At 68.8% G+C, this 26,161-nt stretch carries 22 protein-coding genes and 1 tRNA gene; 9 read left to right on the top strand and 14 right to left on the bottom strand.

From position 1 onward, the window contains the following. Window position 1: 1 nt before the first annotated feature. On the top strand, window positions 2–814 hold the full coding sequence (gene thiD / locus GSI01S_RS17595; protein ID WP_051999700.1) for a bifunctional hydroxymethylpyrimidine kinase/phosphomethylpyrimidine kinase: 813 nt from the start codon (window positions 2–4) through the stop codon (window positions 812–814). A gap of 18 nt (window positions 815–832) precedes the next feature. Here the strand turns inward: thiD and GSI01S_RS17590 are convergent, their stop codons facing one another. Beyond that, window positions 833–1,903: a helix-turn-helix domain-containing protein gene (locus GSI01S_RS17590; RefSeq protein ID WP_006897987.1), complete on the bottom strand. Its 1,071-nt coding sequence runs from the start codon at window positions 1,901–1,903 to the stop codon at window positions 833–835. 302 nt (window positions 1,904–2,205) lie between these two features. On the opposite strand from GSI01S_RS17590, the gene GSI01S_RS19640 reads away from it, so the two are divergent. Continuing rightward, window positions 2,206–2,697 carry a hypothetical protein gene (locus GSI01S_RS19640; RefSeq protein ID WP_006897986.1) on the top strand — a complete coding sequence of 164 codons (492 nt, stop codon included), beginning with the start codon at window positions 2,206–2,208 and terminating at the stop codon, window positions 2,695–2,697. Here the strand turns inward: GSI01S_RS19640 and GSI01S_RS17580 are convergent. The 7 genes from GSI01S_RS17580 to fgd all read right to left on the bottom strand — a co-directional run bounded on the left by GSI01S_RS17580 (window position 2,694) and on the right by fgd (window position 10,995). Then, complete coding sequence (locus GSI01S_RS17580; RefSeq protein ID WP_006897985.1) at window positions 2,694–3,692, bottom strand: helix-turn-helix domain-containing protein; 999 nt, start codon at window positions 3,690–3,692, stop codon at window positions 2,694–2,696. The genes GSI01S_RS19640 and GSI01S_RS17580 overlap by 4 nt on opposite strands. Then, window positions 3,689–4,354, bottom strand: a complete 666-nt coding sequence (locus tag GSI01S_RS17575) for a hypothetical protein (RefSeq protein ID WP_006897984.1) — start codon at window positions 4,352–4,354, stop codon at window positions 3,689–3,691. The genes GSI01S_RS17580 and GSI01S_RS17575 overlap by 4 nt, the downstream gene beginning before the upstream one ends. 77 nt (window positions 4,355–4,431) lie before the next feature. Continuing rightward, entirely contained in the window at window positions 4,432–5,814 is a 1,383-nt protein-coding gene (gene gad / locus GSI01S_RS17570) for a glutamate decarboxylase (protein ID WP_006897983.1), read from the bottom strand. A 48-nt stretch (window positions 5,815–5,862) separates the two neighbouring features. After that, entirely contained in the window at window positions 5,863–7,743 is a 1,881-nt protein-coding gene (locus tag GSI01S_RS17565) for a YhgE/Pip domain-containing protein (protein ID WP_006897982.1), read from the bottom strand. A gap of 1 nt (window position 7,744) precedes the next feature. Further along, window positions 7,745–8,479: an ATP-binding cassette domain-containing protein gene (locus GSI01S_RS17560; protein ID WP_006897981.1), complete on the bottom strand. Its 735-nt coding sequence runs from the start codon at window positions 8,477–8,479 to the stop codon at window positions 7,745–7,747. A gap of 8 nt (window positions 8,480–8,487) precedes the next feature. Continuing rightward, complete coding sequence (locus GSI01S_RS17555; protein WP_006897980.1) at window positions 8,488–9,765, bottom strand: metal-dependent hydrolase family protein; 1,278 nt, start codon at window positions 9,763–9,765, stop codon at window positions 8,488–8,490. 216 nt (window positions 9,766–9,981) lie between these two features. Continuing rightward, the gene (gene fgd, locus GSI01S_RS17550) at window positions 9,982–10,995 is read right to left on the bottom strand and encodes a glucose-6-phosphate dehydrogenase (coenzyme-F420) (RefSeq protein WP_006897979.1); all 1,014 of its coding nucleotides are present in this window, start codon (window positions 10,993–10,995) and stop codon (window positions 9,982–9,984) included. A gap of 234 nt (window positions 10,996–11,229) precedes the next feature. On the opposite strand from fgd, the gene GSI01S_RS17545 reads away from it, so the two are divergent. Beyond that, window positions 11,230–15,108, top strand: coding sequence for a Pls/PosA family non-ribosomal peptide synthetase (locus tag GSI01S_RS17545; protein WP_006897978.1), 3,879 nt, complete (start codon window positions 11,230–11,232; stop codon window positions 15,106–15,108). 75 nt (window positions 15,109–15,183) lie between these two features. Next, window positions 15,184–16,542: a M1 family metallopeptidase gene (locus GSI01S_RS17540; protein ID WP_006897977.1), complete on the top strand. Its 1,359-nt coding sequence runs from the start codon at window positions 15,184–15,186 to the stop codon at window positions 16,540–16,542. A 73-nt stretch (window positions 16,543–16,615) separates the two neighbouring features. On the opposite strand, the gene GSI01S_RS17535 is transcribed toward GSI01S_RS17540, so the two are convergent. Next, complete coding sequence (locus GSI01S_RS17535; RefSeq protein WP_006897976.1) at window positions 16,616–17,224, bottom strand: dTDP-4-dehydrorhamnose 3,5-epimerase family protein; 609 nt, start codon at window positions 17,222–17,224, stop codon at window positions 16,616–16,618. A 2-nt stretch (window positions 17,225–17,226) separates the two neighbouring features. Then, entirely contained in the window at window positions 17,227–18,102 is an 876-nt protein-coding gene (gene rfbA / locus GSI01S_RS17530; protein ID WP_006897975.1) for a glucose-1-phosphate thymidylyltransferase RfbA, read from the bottom strand. 80 nt (window positions 18,103–18,182) lie between these two features. Between rfbA and rfbB the strand changes: the two genes are divergently transcribed. Continuing rightward, on the top strand, window positions 18,183–19,187 hold the full coding sequence (gene rfbB / locus GSI01S_RS17525; protein WP_006897974.1) for a dTDP-glucose 4,6-dehydratase: 1,005 nt from the start codon (window positions 18,183–18,185) through the stop codon (window positions 19,185–19,187). 17 nt (window positions 19,188–19,204) lie between these two features. Then, window positions 19,205–20,224 carry a UDP-glucose 4-epimerase GalE gene (galE, locus tag GSI01S_RS17520; RefSeq protein ID WP_006897973.1) on the top strand — a complete coding sequence of 340 codons (1,020 nt, stop codon included), beginning with the start codon at window positions 19,205–19,207 and terminating at the stop codon, window positions 20,222–20,224. On the opposite strand, the gene GSI01S_RS17515 is transcribed toward galE, so the two are convergent. Genes GSI01S_RS17515 through GSI01S_RS17505 form a run of 3 tightly spaced genes read right to left on the bottom strand, consistent with a single transcriptional unit; the run spans window position 20,209 to window position 23,006 of the window. Further along, complete coding sequence (locus GSI01S_RS17515) at window positions 20,209–21,063, bottom strand: YihY/virulence factor BrkB family protein (RefSeq protein ID WP_006897972.1); 855 nt, start codon at window positions 21,061–21,063, stop codon at window positions 20,209–20,211. The genes galE and GSI01S_RS17515 overlap by 16 nt on opposite strands. A gap of 48 nt (window positions 21,064–21,111) precedes the next feature. Continuing rightward, window positions 21,112–22,371 (bottom strand): MFS transporter, encoded by a 1,260-nt coding sequence (locus GSI01S_RS17510; RefSeq protein ID WP_006897971.1) that lies wholly within the window; start codon window positions 22,369–22,371, stop codon window positions 21,112–21,114. Continuing rightward, on the bottom strand, window positions 22,368–23,006 hold the full coding sequence (locus GSI01S_RS17505) for a GntR family transcriptional regulator (RefSeq protein WP_006897970.1): 639 nt from the start codon (window positions 23,004–23,006) through the stop codon (window positions 22,368–22,370). The genes GSI01S_RS17510 and GSI01S_RS17505 overlap by 4 nt, the downstream gene beginning before the upstream one ends. Window positions 23,007–23,399: 393 nt before the next feature. Here GSI01S_RS17505 and GSI01S_RS17500 point away from each other — a divergent pair, with 393 nt between their 5' ends. From GSI01S_RS17500 to GSI01S_RS17490, 3 genes are all read left to right on the top strand, one after another. Next, window positions 23,400–24,557 (top strand): NAD(P)-dependent malic enzyme, encoded by a 1,158-nt coding sequence (locus GSI01S_RS17500; protein ID WP_233500182.1) that lies wholly within the window; start codon window positions 23,400–23,402, stop codon window positions 24,555–24,557. Window positions 24,558–24,604: 47 nt separating this feature from the next. Beyond that, entirely contained in the window at window positions 24,605–25,462 is an 858-nt protein-coding gene (locus GSI01S_RS17495) for an arylamine N-acetyltransferase family protein (protein ID WP_006897968.1), read from the top strand. A gap of 63 nt (window positions 25,463–25,525) precedes the next feature. After that, window positions 25,526–25,598, top strand: a tRNA-Thr gene (locus tag GSI01S_RS17490). Window positions 25,599–25,642: 44 nt separating this feature from the next. Here GSI01S_RS17490 and GSI01S_RS17485 read toward each other — a convergent pair. Next, the coding region (locus GSI01S_RS17485) for an integrase core domain-containing protein (RefSeq protein ID WP_006897967.1) at window positions 25,643–26,161 on the bottom strand (519 nt) is incomplete at its 5' end.

Raw genomic sequence — 26,161 nt, 5'->3', positions numbered from 1 at the left:
GATGACCGTGGCCGGCTCCGATTCCGGCGGCGGCGCGGGCATTCAGGCCGATATGCGCACCTTCGCGATGCTCGGCCTGCACGCCTGCGTCGCGGTCACCGCGGTGACCGTGCAGAACTCCACCGGGGTCACCGGAATCCAGGAGATCGATCCGGCGGTGGTCGCGGCGCAGATGCACTCGGTGGTTCCCGACATCGGCGTCTGTGCGGTCAAGACGGGGATGCTGGCCTCCGATCCGATCATCACGGCGATCGCCGAGGCCGCGACGCAGCTCGGCATCGGCGGTGACACGGGAGTGCCGCTGGTGGTCGATCCCGTCTGCGCGTCGATGCACGGCGATCCCCTGCTGGCGTCCGACGCCCTCGGTGCGCTCACCGAGCGGTTGATGCCGCTCGCCACGGTCGTCACGCCGAACCTGGACGAGGTGCGCCTACTGACCGGGATCGACGTCGTGGACGGTGCGAGCCAACGGGCGGCCGCCGCGGCACTGCGCGAGTCGGGCGCCCGGTGGGCCCTGGTGAAGGGCGGCCACCTGCGGGGCAGCGAACACAGCCCCGACATCCTGTACGACGGCCGAGAGTTCCTGGAGTTCCCGGGCAGACGCATCGACACCCCGCACGACCACGGTGCGGGTGACACCCTGGCCGCGGCGATCACCGGCGCGCTGGGCCACGGCTACCGCGTGCCCGACGCCGTGGCCTTCGCGAAGCGGTGGGTCACCCGCGGCCTGGCCGCCGCCTATCCGCTCGGCGCCGGCCACGGCCCGGTGAACCCGCTGTGGCGGCTCGATCCGGCGGCCGAATCTCCGCCGTGACCGGTGCCGGCCCCGCCGCTATCCGCGCACGCGGTGGCGATACTCCACCGGTCCGACGCCGTAGCGCTGCTTGAACCGGTTCCGGAAGGTCGCGACCGTCGGGAAGCCCGATGAGAGCGCGATGGTGCTGATCGAGGCGCCCGCGTTCTGCATGAGCATCTCGTGGGCGGTCTGCAGCCGGCGATCGGCGATCCGGCTCGCCAGCGAGGTGTCGCAGTTCTCGAAGTAGCGGTACAGCTGGCGGCGCGAGAGGTGCAGCCGCTCGGCGATCGCGTCCGGGGAGAAGCTGGGATCGCGGTGGTGGCGGTCGATGAGGTCGCGAGCGGCCTCCTGGACGAACAGGGCGTTGTCCTCGGTGCCGGTCGGAGAACCGTCGAGTTCCGACAGCGCGGCGACGATCAGATCGACGGCGGCCTGCTCCGAGACGGTGCCCGTCGCCTGCCCCGCATTGAGCGCCGAGGTCTCGGCGGCGAATCGGCGGACGAAGACCGCGGCCGCGCGGGCCAGCGGGGTGTTGGCCGCGATGGGACGCTGCAGCCGCTCGGCGATGTGGCGGTGCTTGCCGAGCCGATTGAACGGGATGAGCAGTCCGGACGGGTCGGCCACGGCGTTGGTCACCAGGCTGTACGGGGTCGCGTTGCTGACGAACACCAGGTCGCCGGGGCCGTAGACGAACTCCCGGCCGTTCTGCCGGATGAGTGACTGTCCGCGCATACCGCTGACACTGACCACCAGAGAGTCCGACGGCTCGTTCCGCACCCGCTCCGCCGTGCGCTCCATCGTCATCGCGGGCTGCAGTGCGCAGTAGGTCACGATCGACGACAGACTCTGTGCGAAGCGCATCGCATGAAAGGTCTCCGGTTCCGCGATGCGGACGTCGACCGTCGGGCTGTAGGCGGTGGTGCCGGAATGGCCGGTGAACCGGTCCGGACGCGGGCGCGTCGGGACACTGCCGACGCCGAGCCGCGCTTCCCATTCGGCGACGGTGCGCGGAGTGAGCCGGGTCGCCAGTCCGGGACGTGCCGCCTGAGGGAACGAAGCGCGCGTATTGGACAGACTTGTCTTGGGCAGGGTTGCACTATGGGGCATGAGGAGACCTTCTACGCATGGGGGACATGGCGAGATGGGCCTGGCTTTGGGAGGGAGCCTTGCTTTCTCATCTGACATACTTGCACACCCAATTATCAGTGTCGAGCGAATCACCAAAAGCGCCAAGGTGATATTCGGGTCACATCGGGCGGGTCCGATCGGCAAACTTGCGTCGCAACTGTCACTACCTGGGGGTAACTGCTAGCAGGCCGGCATCGCGGCATACCCGGCGCGGTACTGTTCTGGGAGACCGCGGCGCGTCGACCCGCCGCGGCCCGCATCGTCTCGTCCTAGGAGCGCCCGTGACCCAGCCGCCGAACGACGGCCCCACGACACCCCCGTCGAGCGAGCCGCAGTACCCGGCGTCCGCGGGACAGACCGCCTACAGCAACCAGCCCGCGGGGTACGGCCCGCCGACCGGCCCTCCGGAACCCGTGACGGCCGCCGCCGCGGAGACCGCGGCCGTCCGGCGTTGGCGGATCATCACCGCGGTCGCCTGCCTCGCCGCCGCTCTCGTCATCGTCAGCTTCTTCCTCGTCGGCCAGAGCCGATCGTCCGACAGCCAGGCTCCGGTCACCGAGACCGTCGTCGACACCACCACGGTGATCTCGACGACCACCGGCAGCGCCGCCACGCGCACCGCGACCGACACCGTGACCGAGACCGCGACCGAGACAGCGACGTCGAACGCCACGGCCACGCGCACCGTGACCGACACGGTCACCAGGACCCGGACCGAGACCGACACCAAGACGGTGACCGAAACCGTCGCCCCGCCTGCGAAGTCGGGTTAGCCCACCGGACGCGAGGTCTCCGCGGACGCGGGCGCCCCTCCCGCCCTCGACTGCGCCAGCCGATCACGGAACTCATTGGGGCCCAGACCGTAGGCGCGGCGGAACCGGAAGCGGAAGGCGCCCAGCGACGCGAACCCGCACGCTCGTGCCACCGAGGCGATCGACGCCGCCGGGTTCGATATCAGCAGCACCCGCGCGGCCTGCAGTCGCCGGTCGGCGATCATCTCGGCGACGCTCCGGTCGCAGTCCTCGAAGTGGCGGTAGAACTGGCGCCGGGACAGGTGAAGGCGCCCGGCCAACACCGCCGATGACAGCGACGGATCGCGGAAGTGCCGCTCGATGAGTTCGTGAGTCTGCTCCCGGACGTAGGCGGTGGTGCCGGACACGTCACCGGTCCGGCAGCCCGTCTCGGCGACCACAGCGGAGAGCATGTCGATCATCGCGATCTCGGCGGCCAGGGTCGGCGTCCGCACATCGCGCGCGATGACCGATGAGACGAACCCGCGGACACTGCGCGCCGCGACCGCCGCCAACAGGGTGTCGGGAATGAGTACACCGGCCGTGGCGAGCGTCCTCGCCCCGACTCCCAGTTCGTCGGCCGGGATCCGCAGCGCGGCCACGTCCGCCAGGTCACCGGACGACGGCGGTTCCGGCGAGCCGCCGGTCACGACCACGACGTGGTCGCCGGACGATCCCGCGGCGTCGGGCATCGCGATCAACAGGAAGTCGCCGTCCGGTGGGGGTTCGGAAACCTCCGCGTGCCACGTCAGCGGTGTGCGCAGCGCCCGTGTGGCCGTCACCACCGACAGCCTGCGCTGGTGGATCGCTGCGCCGAAAGTCTCCGGGTCAGCGCTCGCGAGCCGGTCGACGCCCACCATGTCCCGGTAGGCCGCCAGTCCCTGCCGCCCGCCGAGAACGAGCGGCGGATCGTCGTCGCACACGCCGACCGACCGGCTCCAGTCCCTGATCTCGTCCGGGGCGGGCCGGGCAGTCATCGTGCCGCCGATGCCCGTGGGAGGACGACGGCCGAGGCCAGGAAGAAGCAGATCGCGCCGACGAAGGTGCCCACGTTGGCGGCCACGGCATCGACGGTGATGCCGCCGACCGTGATGTAGGAGGCGACGGCGGAGACGCCGAATGCCACGCACCCGATGAAGTTGATCTGGCCCGACCACCAGTTCCGGTCACCGGGCGCCCACATCCGTCCCGTGGCGTGGGAGAAGGCGACGAGGACGAAGAACCCGCTCACCAGGAACGCCACCGAGCCGGCCGCGTCCGGAGTCCAGACGAGATGCTTCTCGCCGCGGATGGTGTGCGTCATGAGCGCCCCGCCGGTGCTGACGTTGAACAGCAGTGTGCCGAAGAACTGCGTCGCCGCCGCGAACCACTCGGCGCGAACCATCACCCCCGGCGCATACGAGACGGGGACGGTGGGACTGCCGCTGAGCACCAGTTGGATGAACGCCGCACCGGTGAAGAACCAGGAGCCGGCGAAATAGCAGATGTTCACGACGGACGCGCCGGCCCAGTTCCCGAAACCGGGAGCCGAGCCGATCGCGAACAGCGCAGAGCCGATCATGAAGCCGATGCACTGATGAACCACCGAGGGTGTCAGGATCCGGCTCGTCAGCGCCGTGGTGGCGTTGCGATTGGTCATGGACGGTACGTGTCTCCTGAGCGACTCCCCGCCGCTCGCCTCCCACATTGAGGAGACGAGCAGCGGACCACGGACGTCTAGTGGTGGAAGTGCGAGTTGTTGCCCTCACGCGGCATCGGCGCGTCGAGCTTCTCGAGGAAGTCGACCTCCGCGCGCAGATCGTCGAGCAACTTGTCGGCGAGATCGTGACTGAGCCCGGCCCGCACCACGATCCGTTGCACCGTCATGTCGGCGAGATCGTCGGCCAGCGGGTAGGCGGGCACCTGCCAGCCCTTCATCCGAAGCCGGTCCTGAAGGTCGTACAGGTTCCAGTTCGGGTTCGCGTCCTTCGTGAGCCGCCACGCGAACACCGGGATGGTGTCGCCCTTGCTGATCAACTCGAACGGGCCCATCTCCGCGATCGCCGACGACAGGTACTGCGCCACGTCGAGCGAACCCTGCTGGACGGCGGCATAGCCCGCCCGCCCCAGCCGCAGGAACTGGTAGTACTGCAGCAGCACCTGGGCGCCCGGCCGCGAGAAGTTCAGCGCGAGCGTCGGCATGTCTCCCCCCAGGTAACTGCAGTGGAAGATCATGCTCTCCGGGAGCGCCTCGGCGTCGCGCCAGACGATCCAGCCCACGCCCGGATACACCAGACCGAACTTGTGGCCGGAGGTGCTGACCGATGCGACACGGTCGACGCGGAAGTCCCACTCCAGATCCGGCTGGCAGAACGGCGCGATCATCGCACCCGAGGCACCGTCGACGTGGATGTGCACGTCGAGGCCGGTGTCCTTCTGGATCTGGTCGAGCTTGGCGGAGATCTCCTTCACCGGCTCGTACGCGCCCGTGTACGTCTGGCCCATGATCGCCACCACGCCGATCGTGTTCTCGTCGACGTACTTCTCGAGTTCATAGCCGTCGAGGAACAGATGCTCCTCGGTGATCGGCACCCAGCGAGGCTCCACCTCGAAGTAATTGCAGAACTTCTCCCAGCACACCTGCACCGCTGTCGACATCACCAGGTTCGGCTTCTCGATCGACTCACCCGCGGCCTTGCGCTTGGCCTGCCACCGGCGTTTGAGCGCCAGGCCGCCGAGCATGCAGGCCTCCGACGACCCGATGGTCGAGGTGCCGATCGCCTGGTCGACGTCGGGGTTGTGCCAGAGGTTGCCGAGGATCCGCCAGCAGCGGTCCTCGATCGCCGCCGTCGCCGGGTACTCGTCCTTGTCGATCATGTTCTTGTCGACCGTCTGCATGTACAGGAGTTGCGCCTCCTTGTCCATGTAGGTCGAGACGAAGGTCGCCAGGTTGAGCCGGGCGTTTCCGTCGAGCATCGCCTCGTCGTGCACGATCTGATACGCCGTCTCCGGCAGCATCATCTCGTCGGGCATCTCGAACCGAGGCAGTTCGGTCGCCTCTCCCCCGCGGGTGAACACGGGACTGACGATCATCGAGTCGGTCGAACGCGAGTTGGGCATCTCTTCTCCTTCAACAGCGGTGGGTACAGCGCGGGAACTCGGCGCCGGTCAGACCTCGACTGGCGGATACAAGCGGTCCATCGTGTATTGGCGGTTGCGGTGTGCCGCCCATGTGGACCCTGCCATGAACAGCGCGGTCAGGCCCGCCACCACGGCGATCGCGATCCACAGTCGATGGTCGATTCCGCCGAGCGTCAGCTGGCGCAGACCGTTGACCGTGTAGGTCATCGGGTCCACCCAGTGGATGTACTGGAACGGGAGGGTCGTCGTCGGCACCGGATAGATGCCGCCCGCGGACGTCAGCTGGATCATCAGGAACGCGAGCGTGACCACCCGCCCGACGGCCGGCCCGAACAGCGCGTTGAACATCTGGATCATCGCCAGGAACATCGCGACGATCAGCAGCATGAAGCCGAATGTGGCCACCGGATACGCCGGGCGCATCCCGATCGCGAAGACGACCACCGCGTACAGGATCGCCGCCTGGAGGAAACCGACGGCGAAGGTCGGCGCATAGGATGCGAGCACCACCCGCAGCGAGTCGAGTCCCTGCGCCACCGGCCGAGCTTGGATCGGGGTGAACAGCATCCAGGCGATGATGCAGCCGACGAACAGCGCGAGCGAGAAGAAGAACGGTGCGAAACCGGTACCGAAGGTCGCGGCCTCGTGCTCGGTGTTCTCGGTGAGCTTGACCGGCTGCCCGAGGGTGTCGGCCAGTTCCTTCTTCTGCGCGGCGGACCAGTGCGGTATCGCTTCGACGCCCTGGTTCAGGCCCGACGCCAGTTCCTTGGAGCCGGAGGACAGTTCGACGAGACCGGCGGTGAGCTGGTCGGCGCCGGAACTGAGTTCGGCCGATCCGGCGCGGACCTTCACGAGATCGTCGTGCATGACGCCCGGCTCGAGAAGAGTCATCGCCATGCGCACCGGACTCGACGGATCGGCGAGCTCGCGGCTGACCGCGGCGGTGTCGGTGCTCAACTGCGCCAGCTCAGCCGAGCTCGGCAGATCGGGTCGCTGCGGAGTCGCCAGCTGGCGGCGCACGCCCTCGAGCGCCTGACCTGCAGCGCGGACCGCGGGGTCGGGATGTCCCTTCAGTTGCGCGGTGACGCGGGCGAGAGCCTGCGAGGCGTCGCTCTCCGCGGTGGCCGCGCCGCCGCTGATCGTGCTCAGTCCGGCCGCCGTCCGACTCATCCGGTCGGCCGCCGCGCTCAACTCGGCCGCGCTCATTCCGCGGCCCGGCGATTCCGAGAGCGCCATCAGCGGATCGGTCGCCTCGACGATCGCGTCGTTGAGTTCGTTCAACGCCGACGACAGCTTCGCCGAGCCGTCGTGCGCGGTAACCAGTCCGGCGCTCAGCTCGTTGGCCCCGTCGGCCGCCTGGGTCAGTTTCCCGACCATCGACCCCGCGTCGTTCAGAACGATCTCGAAGGTCTGGGAACCGACCTGCGCCGACACTTTGTTGACCACCTGCTGCGCGGCGTCCTGGCCCATGATGGTCGCGAGGTAGTTGTTCGCGTCGTTGTAGGTGAAGATCAGCTCGGCCGAGCCGGGCTCGCTCGACGTCGGCGAGGCCACCTTGGCGCTGAAGTCCTCGGGCAGGGTGATCGAGAAGTAGTACTTGCCGTCGGCGACACCCTGGGCGCCCTCCTCCTCGGACACCACGTGCAGGTCGAGCTGCTTCGAGTCGATGAGCCCCTGCACCACTTGGTCGCCGGCGTCGAGCTTGTTCCCCATCACTTCGGCGCCCTTGTCCAGGTTCACCAGAGCCACCGGGATCTTGTCGACGGCGTTGAACGGGTTCCAGAACGCCCACAGGTAGAGCGCACCGTAGAGCAGCGGCATCAGGATGATGACGGCCAGCGCGAGCCGTGGCATCCGCCCGCGGTAGTAACGCTTGAAATCGCTTCCCGGCGAAAAGGCGGCGAGCATGTCAGATGTTCCGATCTGCCGGCTCGAGCCGGACGAATTCGCGGTCCGTCAGATTGTCGACTCGCTCCACTCGGACGAGTCCCCGGTGCGCCGGCGCGCCGTTCACGTCGGCCGTCACCACCGTCTGTTCGCGCCCGAGCGCGACGAGCCGGTCGAGCAACAGGTTCGAGTTCTCCACCCGCGTCAGGTTGTCGACCCCGCCCACCACGAGCAGCTCCGACCTCCCGATGTTCGCGACCGCGATCCGGAAGAGCGCCGCGGTCAGCTCGGGCAGTTCCTCGACGTACGACATCAGCGGCGGCAGTTGCAGATCGTCCCCGAACACCGGACGGCAGATCCGTTCCAGGTCGTCTTCACGCGCCTGTTTCACCCAGCGGTACCAGGGCGCGTGCCAGCGCAGCTGTTCGGTGAGCACGTCCCGGACGCGAATCGTCTGCTCGATGCCGTCGACCTCGTCGATGAACGCCATCGCGGAGTGATTGAACAGATGGTGGGCGTCGTCGGTGCGGCCGAAGGCCGTCAGCGTTCCCTTCGTCGGGCGCATCCGCCCGCACAGCGTCAGCAGCAACGCCGTCCGGCCGCGGCCGCCCGACCCCTGCAGAACGGTGACGCCGCCGCGTGGCACCGTCACTTCGACGGGACCGTAGATGTGTCCCCACGACGCGTCGACCCCCAGGTCGATGCCGTGCAGCAGCGGATCGGTGTCGAACGCCGCGGTCTCGTACTGGATCGTCACGTCCGTCCTCACACCGCGTTCTTGACGACGACGCCGTCTTTGACGATCAGGACGAACTTCTCGTCGGGCTGTGCGATCACCGAGAGGTCGGCGATCGGATCGCCGTCGATCAACAGCAGGTCGGCCCACGCGCCCTCGGCGATCACGCCGAGCCGGGCCGACGCGTACGGATTGCGCGGACCGGCCATCTCGAACAGGGCGGCGTTGCCGGAGGTGAGCATCTTCAGCGCCTCGACATTCGAGTAGTAGTCGCCCAGCCGCGCGGCCATCACGCTCTGCCGGGGCGCCGCTTCGGGCTCCAGCAGCAGATCGGTGCCGAAGGCCACCTGCACACCGTGCTTGCGCGCCCAGCCGTACACCGCTTCGGTGCCCGCGCAGATCTGTGTGTTCTTCGCTGCTCTCGCGGGGTCCGGATAGTGGTGATCGGCCTCGGCGAAGGGCTGCATCGACAGCCACAAACCCTTTTCCCCGATGAGCGCGACGGTCGCCTCATCCGCCAGGTGACCGTGCTCGATGGACCGCACACCGGCCTCGATCGCCCGGCGCACTCCGTCGACGGTGTAGACGTGGGTCGCCACATAGGTGCCGTAATCGGCGGCCGCGGCGACGGCGGCGCGGATCTCGTCCGGCGTGAACTGCAGGGTGTACAGCGGGTCGTACATCGACGCGGCGCCACCTCCGACGGTGAGCTTGATCTGGCTCGCGCCTTTGCGGAGTTGCTCGCGCACCGCGGCCAGCACCCGGTCGACGCCGTCGGCCACCCGCGTGAAGCCGATCTCATCGGTCCGCGAGGGGCCGCCCCCGAACTCCTGCGGAGTCTGATAGACGAACGCGAAGTCGGCGTGACCGGAGGTCTGCGAGATCATCGCCTGGCTGGGGAAGATCCGCGGGCCCTCGAAGTCGCCGCGGTCGATGGAGGTCTTGATCGGCGCCACGTCGCCGCCCATGTCGCGGACGGTGGTGAACCCTCGGTGCAGCATGCGCCTCGCCTCGGCGAGGGTGTTCGTGTACAGGCTGCCGGTGGGCCCGGCCACGAAGTCCAGGTAGCCGTTCGCATTGCCCATCAGATGCACGTGCGCGTCGGACAGACCGGGCATCAGGAACTTGCCGCCCGCGTCGATCACCGTGGCGTCGGCCGACTGCGCATCGATCGGATCGGTGGACACCGCGGCGATCGTGCGTCCGTCGATCAGGACGTCGACTCCGTCCGCGGCTCGGTCGGCGAGACCGTCGAACACCCGTGCATTCTTGATAAGAGTTCTACGAGAATCCTTCGCATTGCCCATATTTCGGAACGCTATCCGAGAGCCTTGCCCCGCGGGAGGCAATGCACTTTCTCAAATCGGACCTCCAACGAGAACCGTCGGCCCCGGAAAAATCCTCCTACCTGCAAACATTCATCGTCGCCACAGGTCCGACCAAGCGGGAGTATCGGACCAGTGGCACGAAACGGGACACAGACGGCACGGTTCGGCGTCTGTGCCCCGGAACGCCTCGGCCGGTCAGGCCAGCGCGCGCAGCTTCGGCACCACGTCGGCGGTGAACGACTCGAGGAACCGGCGCTGGTCGTGCCCGGGGTTGTGGAAGACCAGATGGTTGAGCCCGGCGTCGAGATAGGGCTTGATCTGCGCGATCGCGTCGTCCGGATCCGACGCGACGATCCACCGCTTGGCGACCTGTTCGATCGGGAGTTCGCCGGCGAGCCGCTCCATCTCCACCGAGCTGTTCACGCTGTGCTTCTGCTCCGGGGTCAGTGACAGCGGCGCCCAGAAGCGGGTGTTCTCGAGGGCCGTCTCCGGGTCGCGGTCGTAGGAGATCTTGATCTCGATCATCCGGTCGATGTCGGTGAACTCCCGCTCGGCCTTGGCGGCGCCCTCCTTCACCGCCGGGATGAGCTTCTCGGTGTACAGCTCCATACCCTTGCCGGAGGTGCAGATGAAACCGTCGCCGGCCCGTCCGGCGTACCGGGCCACCACCGGACCGCCCGCCGCGATGTACACCGGCACCGGCTCGGCGGGGATGTCGTACATGTAGGCGCCCTGGGTGCGGTAGTAATCGCCGTCGAAGTCGACCTTCTCGCCGGTCCACAGCTCGCGCATCAGGCGGACCGACTCCCTCAGGCGCGCGAAGCGCTCCTTGAACTCCGGCCAGTCGCCCTGGAACCCGGTGGCGTACTCGTTCAGCGCCTCACCGGTGCCGACGCCGAGCATCACCCGGCCGGGGTACAGGCACGCCATCGTCGCGAACGCCTGGGCGATCACAGCGGGGTTGTAGCGGAAGGTCGGGGTGAGCACCGAGGTGCCCATCTGCAGTCGCTGCGTCCGTTCGCCGACCGCGGCCATCCACGCGAGGGAGAACGGGGCGTGTCCGCCGTTGTGCCGCCACGGCTGGAAGTGGTCGCTGACCGTCACCGAGTCCAGACCGAACTCCTCCGCCATCACGCCGACCTCGACCAGTTCGCGCGGGTCGAACTGCTCCGCCGACGCCTTCAGTCCGAGTTTGAGCGGTGCCGCCATGTTTCATCTCCTGAGCGCTGGTGATACAAGCATCGATACGTGCCGGTGATCGAGCGTCGCCGGCCCGACGTGATCCAGCTTACGGTCCGCTCCGGTGAGCTCGTCGAGCAGGCGAAACCGGCTCGGACCCGCAGTGTGCCGCCCAGCGCGACCGTTCGCCCTGTTGCACAATTACCTCGACGTGCCGTGGTGGCCCGTTGCTCGTTCGCGTCGCCTCCCGGAGGTCCATCACCCGTGCCGATCCCGCCCGAGTACCTGCTCTCGTCCCAGGCACCGGCTCCGCGCACCCTGTGCGAGATCCTCGCCGCCACCGCCGAGCGGTACCCGGACGCGCCGGCCGTCGACGACGGCGACCGCATGGTCTCGTACTCCGAACTCGCCGTCCTGGTGCGTCGAGTGGCCCGCAGGCTCGCGTCGATCGGCATCGGACGCGGGCACCGGGTGGGTATCCGGATGCCCTCGGGCGATCGCCATCTGTACATCGCGATTCTCGCGACCCTGTACGCGGGCGCGGCCTACGTGCCGGTGGACGCCGACGACCCCGACGAACGCGCGCGACTGGTCTTCGGCGAGGCCGACGTCGACGCGATCATCGACGCCGACGGCGTCCATCGGCGCACCGACCGCGAGACCCGCACCGATCACGACCCCGCACTCCTGTCGTCCCCGGCGACCACCGCCGACGACGCGTGGATCATCTTCACCTCCGGCTCCACCGGGAAGCCGAAGGGCGTGGCGGTGACCCACCGCAACGCCGCCGCGTTCGTCGACGCGGAGGCCCAGCTGTTCCTGCAGGACGAACCGCTCGGACCCGGCGACCGCGTGCTCGCCGGCCTCTCGGTCGCCTTCGACGCGTCCTGCGAGGAGATGTGGCTGGCGTGGCGCAACGGCGCCTGCCTCGTACCCGCGCCGCGGGCGCTCGTCCGTTCCGGAATGGACCTCGGTCCGTGGCTGGTGAAGCGCGACATCAACGTCGTCTCGACCGTCCCCACCCTGGCGGCGATGTGGCCGGCCGAGGCCCTCGAAGCCGTCCGTCTGCTGATCTTCGGGGGTGAGGCGTGCCCTCCCGAACTGGCCGACCGTCTCGCGACGGACGACCGGGAACTGTGGAACACCTACGGGCCCACCGAGGCCACCGTGGTGGCCTGCGCCGCGCAGATGCACCGGGGACGGCCGGTGCGGATCGGTCTGCCGCTGCGCGGCTGGGACCTCGCGGTGGTGGGAGCCGACCAACAGCCGGTGGAGCCGGGGCAGACTGGCGAACTCGTGATCGGCGGCGTGGGGCTGGCCCGCTACCTCGACCCGGTCAAGGACGCGGAGAAGTATTCGCCGATGCCCTCGCTCGGCTGGGATCGCGTCTATCGCAGCGGCGACCTGGTGCGGATGTGCGACGACGGTCTCGACTTCGTCGGCCGGGCGGACGATCAGGTCAAGATCGGCGGTCGGCGCATCGAACTCGGCGAAGTCGACAACGCGCTCCAGAATCTCCCCGGGGTCAGCGGTGCGGCGGCCGCCGTCCGCAAGACAGCCACCGGGAACGCCCTGCTGGTGGGCTATCTCGCGTCGGCCGACCCGAGTTTCGACGTCGCGGCCGCGCAAGCGCTGCTGCGCGAGGACCTGCCCGCCGCGCTGGTGCCCCGGCTGGTCCTCATGGACGAGCTGCCCACCCGCACCTCGGGCAAGGTCGACCGCGACGCGCTGCCCTGGCCGGTGCCGGGCACGGACTCCTCGGACGGCGGCGGCGATCTCACACCCACCGAGGCGTGGCTCGCCGAACAGTGGACGGCGGTGCTGGGCGTCGGTGTCGACTCGGCCGAAGCCGACTTCTTCGCCGAGGGCGGCGGATCGCTCTCCGCGGCTCAACTGGTGACGGCACTGCGCGCCCGTTACCCCGAGATCACCGTCGCCGACCTCTACGACCACCCCCGGCTCGGCTCGCTGGCCGAGCTCCTCGACTCCCTGGCACCCGGGGCCACCGTCGCACCGCGGTCGGTGACGCCGGTGCCGCGGTCCACCGGATTCGCGCAGGCGGCCGCATCCATCCCACTCGCCACGCTCACCGGCATCCAGTGGATCACCTGGCTGGGCGTCGCGAACAACGTCGGTCGCGCCGCCGCCGACGCCCTCGGCTACTCCGCGCCGTGGCTGGCGTCGGTGAACTGGTGGCTGCTGATCGTCGCGTTCCTGGTGTTCGTGACTCCCTTCGGCCGGTTGGTGATCGCCGCCGCCGGAGCTCGCGCCCTGCTCGCGGGGGTCGGTCCCGGCACGTATCCGCGCGGCGGATCCGTCCACGTGCGCCTGTGGGCCGCCGAACGCTTGATGCAGGCCAGCGGTGCCCACAATCTCTCGGGAGCCCCGTGGCTCCCGACGCTGGCCCGGGCGCTCGGTGCGAGCATCGGCCGCGGCGTCGACCTGCACTCGCTGCCGCCGGTCACCGGGCTGCTGGAGATCGGCGACGGCGCCGCCGTGGAGCCGGAGGTCGACCTCGCGGGCTGGTGGATCGACGGAGACGAGCTCGTGATCGGCGAGATCGCGATCAAGCCCGGCGCCACCGTGGGATCGCGCTCGACGCTGTTCCCGGGCGCCACCGTGGGACGCGACGCGATCGTCGACCCGGGATCGGCGGTGCGCGGGAAGGTGAAGTCGCGACAGCGATGGGCGGGCTCGCCGGCCGCCAAAGTCGGCAAAGCGAAAGCCGACTGGCCCGAGCACCGGCCCCCGCGGCGTCGCCGGTGGGTGCCGGTATATGCGTGCAGCGCCTTCCTCATCTCCGGGATACCGCTGGTGTCGCTGGCCGTCGGGCTCACCGTGATCGGCTCCTGGGCGCTGCCCGCGGACTCGATGGGCGCCGCCGCGGCACGCGGCCTGGCGATGGCGCCGGTCGCCGCCGTGGCCGCGATGGCCGCGTTCGCGCTGCTCATCCTGGTGGCGGTGCGGCTGCTGTCGATCGGAATGCGCGCCGGGGTGTACCCCGTCCGGTCGCGCATCGGGTGGCAGGTGTGGGCCACCGAACGGCTCATGGACTCGGCGCGAACCTACCTGTTCCCGCTGTACGCGAGCCTGCTCACCCCCTGGTGGTTCCGCGCCCTGGGCGCCCGGATCGGCCGGGGGACGGAGATCTCCACCGCGCTGGTGATCCCGAAGTTCACCAGTGTCGGCGACGACTCGTTCCTCGCCGACGACACGCTGATGGCGTCGTACGAACTCGGGGGCGGCTGGATGCGCGTCGGCGAGGCCAAGGTCGGCAAGCGAGCCTTCCTCGGCAACTCCGGCATGGTGGCGCCCTCGCGCAAGCTGCCGAAGAATTCGCTGGTGGCGGTGCTGTCGTCCGCGCCGACGAAGTCCAAGAGCGGGTCGAGTTGGCTCGGCAGCCCGCCGGTGCGGTTGCGGCGGACGGCGTCGGAGTCCGACACGTCACGGACCTTCGCCCCGCCCACCCGGCTCCGCGTGGCGCGCGGGGTGGTCGAGACTCTGCGGATCATCGCGGTGATGGTCTCGTTCGGTATCGGGGTCGGGGTGCTGTTCGCGCTGCAGTCGCTGGCCGTGACGACGAACGTGCTGGTGGCCGCCGCATGCAGCGGGCTGATCCTGCTGGCGGCGGGAGCGGTCGCGGGCGTGATCGCGGCGATCGCCAAATGGACGGTCGTGGGGCGCATTCGCGCATCGGAGCATCCGCTGTGGAGTTCGTTCGTCTGGCGCAACGAACTCTCCGACGCCTTCGTCGAGACGGTCGCCGCCCCCTGGTTCGCCAACGCCGCGGCCGGCACCCCGGTGCTCAACCTGTGGCTGCGGGCGCTGGGCGCGCGCATCGGCCGCGGCGTGTGGTGCGAGTCGTACTGGCTGCCCGAAGCCGACCTGGTGACGCTCGGCGACGGCGCGACCGTCCAGCGCGGCTGCGTGGTGCAGACGCATCTGTTCCACGACCGCGTGATGGCGATCGACTCGGTGACCCTCGCGGCGGGTGCCACACTCGGCCCGCACTGCGTGGCGCTGCCGGCCTCCGGCATCGAGACGTCGGCGACGGTCGGGCCCGCGTCGCTCGTGATGCGCGGCGACGTGGTTCCGGCGCACACGCGCTGGCAGGGCAATCCGATCACGCCGTGGCCGCGCTGACCGTCGTCACGCGGCGTCGCAGGTTCAGCGGTAGGCTCGAACTGCCGCGCCAATCGACCAACGGAAAGGCTGTCTGTGCCAGGCAAGATCGAGAAGTCCGCGTGGCACACCCCCAAACTCAGTGCGGCTTCCCATGAGTTGGATCCGTACCTTCCCCGCAACGGCAACCTCGGGTACCGCGTCTCCCGCTACGATCTGCACCTCGAGTACCGGGTCAGCAGCAACAGGCTGTCCGGGACCGCGGTCATCACCGCGTCGTCGTACCAGCAGCTGAGCCGTTTCAGCCTCGACCTCGCGACGGGCATGCGCGTGGACCGCGTGACGGTCAACGACCGGCGCGCACGCTTCTCCCACCGGCTCGGCAAGCTGTCGATCACGCCGCCGGCGCCGGTGCCGCCGGGCGGTGCGCTGACGGTGGAGGTGCGCTACCGCGGCAGTCCCCGGCCGATACGGGGTCCCTTCGGCGACGTCGGATGGGAGGAACTCGACAACGGCTCGCTGTGCGCCAATCAGCCGAACGGCGCGCCGTCGTGGTTCCCCTGCGACGACCATCCCGAGGCCAAGGCGCCGTTCCGCATCGAGATCACCACCGACAGCCCGTACTTTGCACTCGCGAACGGCCGGCTCGCGTCCAAACGCCGCCGCGCCGCGCAGACCACCTGGGTGTACGAACAGGTGGAGCCGATGGCGACCTACCTGGCCGCTATTCAGATCGGACAGTACGAACACCGGACGATGGCGGAGGAACCGGTGCCGGTGCATGCGCTGGTCCCGCCCGCGCTCCGCGCTCGGTTCGACGTGAGCTTCGCCAGGCAGCCGCAGATGATGCGCGCCTTCATCGAGATGTTCGGCCCGTATCCGTTCCGCGAATACACTGCCGTCGTGACCGAGGACGACCTCGACATCCCCCTCGAATCTCAGGGCCTCTCCACCTTCGGCGCCAACCACTGCGACGGCACTCGGGAACACGAGCGCCTCGTCGCGCACGAGCTCGCGCACCAGTGGTTCGGCAACTCGGTGACGGTCGCGCGCTGGCGCGACATCTGGCTGCACGAGGGCTTCGCCTGCTACGCCGAGTGGCTGTGGAGCCAGCACTCCGGCGGCAGGTCGGCCGACGAGTGGGCGCGGCACTACTACGCCAAGCTCGCCGCCGCGCCGGTCCGCGTCCCGCTCGCCGACCCCGGCGCCGAGGAGATGTTCGAGGACTGGGTCTACAAGCGCGGCGCGATGACCTTGCACGCGCTGCGTCTGCGGATCGGCGACGGCGAGTTCTTCGCTCTCCTCCGCCGGTGGACGGAGAAGTACGCCTACGGCTGCGTGACCACCGAGGACTTCATCGCGCTCGCCTCCACTTTCTCCACATCGTCGCTGAACGACATCTGGCAGGACTGGCTCTTCACCCCCGCGCTCCCGCCATTCCCGTCCCTGGGCTGACCTCCGCCGAAAATTTTGGCTCCCGGAACGGTCTCTCAGACCCTTCCGGGAGCCAAAACTTCCTGACTCGAGCTCAGTCCGTCAGGAACTCGCGCACGTCATCGAGACTCGGCAGCAATCCCGACTCCCGAGCCTGCGACAGGCCCGGCGCGGCGGAGTCCTTCTCCGACAGCACGTACTCCAGCGGAGAGCCGTCGCGCGCGATCTTCGGCCATTCGATGCCGAGTTCGGGGTCCATCGGGTCGATGCCGTGCTCGCTGCCCGGCCGATATCCGGTGGAGCACAGATACGTGACGACCGATCCGTCCTGCAGGGAGCAGAAGGCGTGGCCCAATCCCTCCGACAGGTAGACGGCGCGGCGGTCGTTGTCGTCGAGCAGCACCGCGTCCCAGCGGCCGAAGGTCGGCGAGCCGACGCGGATGTCGACGACCACGTCGAGCACCGCCCCCGCAGAGCAGGTCACGTACTTGGCCTGACTCGGCGGCACATCGGAGAAGTGGATGCCCCGGACCACGCCCGCCGCCGACACCGAGGTGTTGACCTGGGCGAGCTGGAACGGTCGGCCGATGGTCTCGGCGACCACGTCGGCTTTGAAGGCTTCCAGGAACACTCCGCGATCGTCGCCGTGAAGCACGGGGGTGAAGGCCCACGCGCCGTCGATGCTCAGCGGTCGTACATCCACGCTCACAACTCCCGTCCGCGCTCGAGCAGGTCGAGCAGATAACTTCCGTAACCGGATTTCACAAGGGGTACGGCGGTCGCGCGGAGCCGCTCGTCGTCGAGGTATCCCAGCCGCCAAGCGATCTCTTCGGGCACCGCGATCTTGAGCCCCTGCCGCTGCTCCACCGTCCGGACGAAGTTCCCCGCGTCGAGCAGACCGTCGAAGGTGCCGGTGTCGAGCCAGGCCGTGCCGCGCGGCAGCACCGTGACCCGGAGCTTTCCGCGCCGCAGGTACTCCGCGTTGACGTCGGTGATCTCGTATTCGCCGCGCGCGGAGGGCCGTAGGCCGGCGGCGATGTCGACCACGTCGTTGTCGTAGAAGTACAGCCCCGGCACCGCGTAGCGCGATTTCGGCCTCGCGGGCTTCTCCTCCAACGACACCGCGTTCCCCGCCGAGTCGAACTCGACGACACCGTACGCGCTGGGATCGGCGACCCGGTAGGCGAAGATCGCACCGCCCTCGAGCCCATCGAACCCCTTGAGCTGCGAACCCAGCCCCGGACCGTAGAAGATGTTGTCGCCGAGGACCAGCGCGACGGAATCGTCGCCGATGTGATCGGCACCGAGCAGGAAGGCCTGCGCGAGGCCCTCCGGTTCGGGCTGAACGGTGTAGCTGATCGAGACGCCGAACCGCTCGCCGTCGCCGAGGAGATGTTCGAAGGCGGCGCGGTCGCCGGGCGTGGTGATGACCAGGATGTCCCGGATCCCGGCGAGCATCAGCGTCGAGAGCGGGTAGTAGATCATCGGCTTGTCGTACACCGGGACCAGCTGTTTGCTCACACCCAGCGTGATCGGGTGAAGCCTGCTCCCGGTGCCGCCGGCGAGGATGATTCCGCGCATGCGATCAGCCTATCGGTACAGTTGGCCGCGACAGATTTCGAAGCCACGGGGCAGCGATGCCCGGATCCGGGGGAACCCGTATGCGAGTGCTGGTGACCGGCGGAGCCGGTTTCATCGGAGCCAACTTCGTGCTGCGGACACTGGCCACCCGGCCCGACGCCCAGCTGACCGTTCTCGACAAGTTCACCTACGCCGCGAACCCGTCGACGCTGCAACCGGTGGCCGACCGGATCCGCGTGGTCCGCGGCGACATCGCCGACGCCGCGACCGTCGATCCGCTCGTCGCCGAATCGGATCTCGTGGTGAACTTCGCGGCCGAATCGCACAACGACAATTCGCTCGCCGACCCGTCGGCATTCGTCCAGACCAACCTCGTCGGCACGTACACGCTGCTCGAAGCAGTCCGTAGGCATGACGTGCGCCTCCACCACATCAGCACCGACGAGGTCTACGGCGACCTCGATCTCGACGATCCGACGCGTTTCACCGAGGAGACGGCCTACAACCCGTCGAGCCCGTACAGCTCCACGAAGGCCGGCAGCGACATGCTGGTCCGCGCGTGGGTCCGGTCGTTCGGCATCGCCGCCACCATCTCGAACTGCTCGAACAACTACGGGCCGTATCAGCACATCGAGAAGTTCATTCCGCGCCAGATCACGAACGTGCTGACCGGGGTGCGGCCCAAGCTCTACGGCGACGGGCGCAACGTCCGCGACTGGATCCACGTCGACGACCACAACGACGCCGTCTGGGCCGTCGTCGACCGCGGTCGGATCGGTGAGACCTATCTGATCGGCGCCGACGGCGAGGTCGACAACCGCACGGTGGTCGAGGCGATTCTGACCGCGCTCGGACAGCCCGCCGACGCCTTCGACTTCGTCACCGACCGCGCCGGCCACGACCGCCGGTACGCGATCGACTCCCACCGCCTCCGCACCGAACTCGGGTGGCGGCCGGCGTACACCGATTTCGCCTCCGGCCTCGCCGCGACGATCGCGTGGTACCGCGAGAACCGCGACTGGTGGGCGCCGCACAAGGAGGGCGTGGAAGCCGCCTACGCCCGGACTCAGCAGATCCTCGATTGATCGGAGACCCGACACTCATGCGCGTACTCGTCACCGGCGGCGCCGGCTACATCGGTTCGCACACCGTCCTGCAACTACTGGCGGCGGGGCACGACGTCCTGATCGCCGATGATTTCAGCAACGCCAAGCCCGCGGTGATCGACCGGCTCGAGGAACTGAGCGGACAGTCGATCAAGGTGCACCGCGTGGACCTGACCGACGAGGCGGCCACCGCCGCGATCTTCGCCGCCGAGGACATCGACGCCGTCATCCATTTCGCGGGATTCAAGGCGGTCGGGGAATCGGTCTCCGAGCCGCTGAAGTACTACCGGAACAACCTCGACACCGCGTTCAGCGTGCTCCGCGCGATGGACGCCCGCGGCGTGCGGAAGTTCGTCTTCTCCTCCTCCGCCACGGTGTACGGCGAGAACCCGGTGCTCCAGCGCACCGAGGACATGCCGACGTCGGCGAACAATCCGTACGGCTGGACCAAGGTGATGATCGAGCAGGTGCTGCGCGATCTCGCCGTCGCCGACGACTCCTGGCGGATCGCCCTGTTGCGCTACTTCAATCCGGTCGGCGCGCACGCCAGCGGCCGCATCGGTGAGGACCCGAACGGGCTGCCGAACAATCTGATGCCCTTCGTCGCACAGGTGGCTGTCGGACGCAGGGAGAAGCTGTCGGTGTTCGGCGACGACTACGACACCGTCGACGGCACCGGCGTCCGCGACTACATCCACGTCGAGGACCTGGCCGCCGGCCACATCGCCGCGCTCGACCGGCTCGGTGAGACCGCCGACGCGCTGTCGGTGTGGAACCTGGGCAGCGGTGAGCCGGTGTCGGTGCTGCAGTTGGTCGCGGCCTTCGAGCGCGCCAGCGGCCGGACGATTCCGTACGAGGTGGTCGCACGCCGGCCGGGCGATCTGGCGGCGAACTGGGCCGATCCGTCGAAAGCGAATCGGGAACTCGGCTGGCACGCCGGCCGCGGCATCGACGACATGTGCGCCGACGTCTGGCGCTGGCAGTCGCAGAATCCGAACGGTTATCCGGACGCGTAGTCGGAGCGCAGCTCCACCGGTTCCTCGACCAAGGCGTCGTCCGCGTCGTTCGGCGTGCGGATCACCTGTGCCAGAACTGTCGCGACGACGACGATCGCGGTGAACACGAACAGCCAGCCGATGGCCGCGAAGACCATGCCCAGCGATCCGAACGAGGCGCGCGCGGAGTGGAAGACCTGCGCGTAGCCGATCTGCGTGATCGCCATGAAGACCGTCAGTCCGGCGCCGGCCAGGGCGCCGATGCTCCACAGGTCGGGTGCGGCCAGCTGTCGCACCGTCAGAATCCGCGGGACCGCGGTCCACGCCAGCATCCAGATGACGAAGGTCCAGATCAGCGCGAACACCATGCGTCCGCCGTCCTCGTTGTAGTCGAGGACGACGACCGCCTGCGCCGTGGTCGCGAGGGCGAGTACCGCGACCACGGTGAGCCACCGCCACCAGCCGCGCAGCCCGGTGGACCGCACACCCCAGACGCCGACGTACATGCGGTCGAGGGCGCGGGCGAGCGAAGTCGCGGACACGATGGTCATGAAGGCGCCCGCGATGCCGAACGACGCGTACGACCCCGGCGAATCCGGGTGTCCCAGGACGAGTCCGTCGAGGCTGAACATCATGATCGTTCGGTCCAGGACGCCGTCTCCGGGAATCGTGGTCAGCAGCAACAGCACCGGGAGGATGGAGGTGAACGCCTGCGCCGCGAGGGTCATCGCACGGTCGCTGACATTGCTGACCGCTATCGCGCGGACCATCCGGTACCCGAGGACGAGGTGATCTGCGGCGCTCTCCGGCAGACGCGCGAGCACCGCGTTCAGCGGTCCGGTGATCTTGGTCGGAACCATGCGCGAAATCATGTCACCCCTCTCCCGGGGGCGGGTACGGGAGCCGGCTCAGACGCGTTCGAGGTCCACGGTCTGCTCGGCCGGCTCCACGGTGTGCGGACCGGCCGCTCGCGTGCGGTTCGCGAGGGAGACCACCGCGGCCCCGAGTGCGGTCATCGCGATTCCCGCTCCGAACATCTCGGGGTAGCTGATCGACGGGAAACGCTCGACGACCCAAGCCATCACAGCCGGCGAGGCGAATCCCAGATAGGTCAGGGTGTAGAAGACGGCGGTGAGCCCGGCGAGATCGTCGGGTCCGGCGAGACGCTGGACCTCCATGAGGCACGAGATGAGCGCCATGCCGTAGCCGCAGCCCAGGACGATGGCGGTCACCACCGCCAGCGCGATCGACGGGTGCAGCACGACGACGATCGCCAGCGCCATCCCCACCGCCACCAGACCCAGTGCCACGAGCAGGGTGCGCACCGACCCCGGGCGGTCGATCCGCTTGCCGAGGGTCTGGATGAAGAAGCCCGCCGTGAGTCCCGCGACGCAGCAGAGACCGGCGAACGCGATCGCGGTGCCGGGCGTGTGTTCGGTCATCATCGCGGGAATCACCGCATAAGCCATCGCGCAGGCGCCGAAGACCCACGGCGCCACCGGCGCCACGAGCAGCCAGAACCGCGGCTTCATCGCCGAGGGAATGCGCATCGCGTCCCGCAGCCGACCGTCCGAGGCACGCGGCCGGGTCTCCGGCGTCCGCAGGATCAGACCGAGCGAGGCCACCGCGAGTGCGACGTTGACCAGGTACGACAATTGTCCCGGCAGCGGAGCCCACTGCGCGAGCACGGCCGCCAGGCCCGCACCGACCCCGAAGCCCGCGGTCAGGCTCAACGCGGCGCGTCGGGCACCGGCCGACGGCGGATCGCCCGCCCGGTCCGACAGTTCCTTGATCCACGTTCCGCCGACCGCCATCGCCAGACCCAGCGCCACACCGCTCAGGACGCGGCCGGCGGCCAACAGCGGAACCGAGTGCTCGCCGAGCGCCAGGAGGATGGACCCGGCCGCCGCGATCACCGGCGACGGCAGCATCAGCGCGCGGCGGCCGAGCCGATCCGACAGTGGTCCGCCGACCAGCAGTGCCGGGACGATGCCCAACACGTACAGGAACAGCAGGGCGTCCACCACCACCGCCGACATCTGCGATGCGGTCCGATACATGACCAGCAGCGGTGTGAACTCATTGCCGCCCCATGCCGCGGTGAAGACCGCCAGCGAGACCGCGGGCCACCCGGCGACCGCGCCGCGGGCGCGTTCGGCCGCGCTCATGCCGCGCTTCCGTCCGTGCCGTGGACACCGGTGAGGTGTGCGGTCAGCAGCGACGCGAAACGGGCGGCGTCGGCCGCTCCGACCACCTGCGCGAGGTCGGCGTGATCGGCCACGATGCGTTCGGTGATTCCGGGATCGTGACGCAGTCGCTCGGCCGTCATCCGACGATGCCGTTCGCCCAGCGAGACGTAGAAGTCGGCCAACAGCCCGTTGCGCCCGGCGGCGACGATCAGCTGGTGGAACTCGGCGTCGAGCCGCGCGAACTCCGACGCGTCGGCCGGATCCACCAGCCGGTGCTGCGAGAGGTTGTCCTCCAGTCGGCCGACCAGTGCGGCGATGGCCACGGTGTCGCCCGACACTGACTCCATCGCGTGGGTCTCGAGCAGCACACGGGCGTCGAGGACGTCCCGGGCCTCGCCTTCGCCGATCGGGACGATGAGCGCGCCGCGCTTCGGGTACAGACGCATCCAGCCCTCGGCGGCCAGCCGTAGGAAGGCCTCGCGGACCGGTGTGCGACTCACCTCGAACCGAGTGGCGACCTCGCCCTCGCTGATCATCTCCCCGCCGGGAAGGTCGCAGGTCAGGATCAATTCCTTGACCTCGTCGTACACTCGGTCCGCAGATGAATACGTCATAGACACAAGTTGTATGTTAGCGCTCGGCGGCCTCGACGGCCGCATCGGGGAGGCGACCCCGCAGGCGCGTGCACCGGTCGTGCGCGCCGATGGCACAATCTCATCCGTGCCGCGTCGGCTCCATCCTCTTCGACGCGGGCGTCACCGCCACCGTCGACGGCCGAGCGACCCTCCCCGCGATGTGACTTGCGCGACGACGCGACTGTTCGGCGCCACCGTGCCGCCGAGACGAATACGCTGCACACACTCCGCGGCGCCCTTCACCTCTGCGCGTGTCGGCAGCATCCGCGGAGCAGATCTGACAACGGACAACGGCGTCCGCATCGAGGAGAGACAGTGACCAGTACGGCAGACGAGACGATCGCTGCACCGAGCGAGCCGGAGACCACCGACATGCCCATCACCGACGACGAGATCTTCGACGCGCACCGCGGCGGCAAACTGTCCGTCGAACTGAGCGCCCCCATCGCCACCCAGCGCGATCTCTCGATCGCCTACACACCCGGCGTGGCGCAGGTATCGCGCGCGATCCACCGGGAACCCGAACTCGTCAACGACTACACCTGGACCGACCGGTTGGTGGCGGTGGTGTCGGACGGCACCGCCGTCCTGGGGCTGGGCGACATCGGCCCGCGCGCCTCGCTGCCGGTCATGGAGGGCAAGGCCGCCCTGTTCCGCACCTTCGCGGGCCTGAACTCCATCCCCCTGGTTCTCGACACCACCGACCCCGACGAGATCGTCGAGACGCTCGTCCGGCTGCGGCCCAGCTTCGGCGCGGTGAACCTCGAGGACATCTCCGCGCCGCGCTGCTTCGAGATCGAGCGCCGCGTCATCGAGGCGCTCGACTGCCCGGTGATGCACGACGACCAGCACGGCACGGCGATCGTCGTCCTCGCCGCCCTCAAGGGCGCGGTCCGGTTCCTGGGCCGTGAGCTCGCCGGACTCAAGGTGGTCGTCTCGGGCGCCGGCGCGGCCGGGGTGGCGTGCGCCAAGATCCTCAAGGCCGCGGGCGTGGATGACATCGTGGTGCTCGACTCCAAGGGCATCGTCGGCACCGACCGCACCGACATGGTCGAGTACAAGAACGAGGTCGCCGCATGGAGCAATCCGCGCGGGCTCACCGGCGGTGTCGCCGAAGCCCTCGACGGCGCCGACGTCTTCCTCGGCGTCTCCGCGGGGACCGTCGACGAGAAGCTCATCGCCTCGATGGCCGACGACGCGATCGTCTTCGCGATGTCGAATCCCGACCCGGAGATCCATCCGGACGTGGCCGCCAAGTATGCGGCGATCGTCGCGACCGGACGCAGCGACTTCCCGAATCAGATCAACAACGTCCTCGCCTTCCCCGGCGTCTTCGCCGGAGCGCTGGACGCCGGCGCCCGCCGTATCACCGAGGGCATGAAGATCGCCGCCGCCGAGGCGATCCTCTCGGTGGTAGGCGACGATCTGGCCGCTGACCGCATCGTGCCCAGCCCACTCGACGAGCGGGTGGCTCCCGCTGTGGCCGCGGCCGTCGCCGCCGCGGCCCGCGCCGAGGGCGTCGCCGGATAGCGAAATCCACTGGCCGAGGCCGTCGCCGCACCGGCAGACTGGGACGCATGTCCCTCTGGTGCAGCGACGGCCTCGACTTCACGGCGTATCTGGACAGGATCGGTGCGGCCGCACCGCCCGTACCGACGCTCGACGCGCTGCGCGAGCTCCATCGCGCCCACGTCACGTCCATCCCGTTCGAGAACCTCGAGATCATCGTCGGCCGACCGATTCCGCTCGACATCGCTGCCGTCCAGCGCAAGCTGGTCGAGCAAGTGCGCGGCGGTTACTGCTTCGAGCACGTCGCGCTGTTCGCCGCCGCACTCGAACGCCTCGGGTTTCGCTTCACAGCCCTGTCCGGGCGGGTGATTCTCGGCGGCGACCCCGAGACGCGGCCTGCGACGCATGCGCTCCTCGCCGTCGAGTTCGACGACGGCAGTCGATACCTGTGTGACGTCGGCTTCGGCCGCGGCCCCCTCGAGCCGATCCCGTTGGCGAACGGCGCGGAGGTGGAGCAGGACGGCTGGGGTTTCCGCCTCACCTCTTCACCGGTCGGCGACCTGTTCGGTACCGCACGCTGGGTCCTCGCCCAGCGGGCCGAAGAGTGGATCCCTCGCAACGCGTTCACGTTCGATCCGCAGTTCCCGATCGACTACGCGGTCGGCAATCACTTCGTCTCCACTTCACCCCGGTCACCGTTCGTCACCCGATCCTTCGTTCAGCGCTTCGACGAACGCACACACGAGACCCTCGACGGGGTCACCTGGACCACGGAGAAACCGGACGGCCTCTCACAGGTCCGCGACGTCGAACCCGCGGAGCTCCCGGTCCTGCTCGCGGACGTCTTCGGCGTGGTCCTGGACCCGGACGATTGTCGCGCGGTGATCGCAGCGGAGACCCGACGCATCGCGGAATCGGCCTCCTAGCACCCGTTTTGCCTGCGAGGCTGACGACTCGGTACCATCATGAGCGCTGTCGTCAGACGGCACGCCGCCTTAGCTCAGTCGGCAGAGCGATTCACTCGTAATGAATAGGTCGGGGGTTCGATTCCCCCAGGCGGCTCCGCTGTGATGAGTCGCGACATCGTTTACACACGATGTCGCGACTCATTGCTTTTCCGGGGGTTCGCGGGTTGTCGGTGTGTTCTTGTCTGGCGGCTGGTAGTCGCGGGTGTCGTCGATGTGGTGGGTGGCGATGATTGTGCCGGTCTCTGCGTGGGTGGTGATGACGTCGTGGTCGTGGATCAGCATGAGTACTGGCTGGCCGATGTTGGCTCGGCCCATTCCGAGGTGTCGTAGGCGGCCGGCGTAGCGGAGGCTGACTTTGCCGTGGTTGTCGATCCGGTCGGTCCGGGTACGCCACTCTGGTTCAGTGGTGGTCTGCGGATGTGCCTTCGCCAGCGCGGTGTAGGCCTGGCAGGGTGTGCGGCGGCCTAGCGAACGGTGCGGACGGTCGGTGTTGTACCAGGTGCGGAAGTCGTTGAGATGTGCTTGTAGGTCCTCGATGGTGGTGGGTCGGGGGCGGGCGCGGAGCCACCGTTTGAGGGTTTGGTGGAAGCGTTCGATCTTGCCTTGTGTCTGCGGGTGTCCGGGTGAGCCGTTCTTCTGGGTGATGTGGTGGGCTTC

The organism is Gordonia sihwensis NBRC 108236, from assembly GCF_000333035.1.
In the GTDB taxonomy this organism is placed as follows: domain Bacteria; phylum Actinomycetota; class Actinomycetes; order Mycobacteriales; family Mycobacteriaceae; genus Gordonia; species Gordonia sihwensis.
The sequence above is the reverse complement of the archived record's forward strand: the minus strand, read 5'-3'. Positions and strand labels throughout refer to the sequence as shown.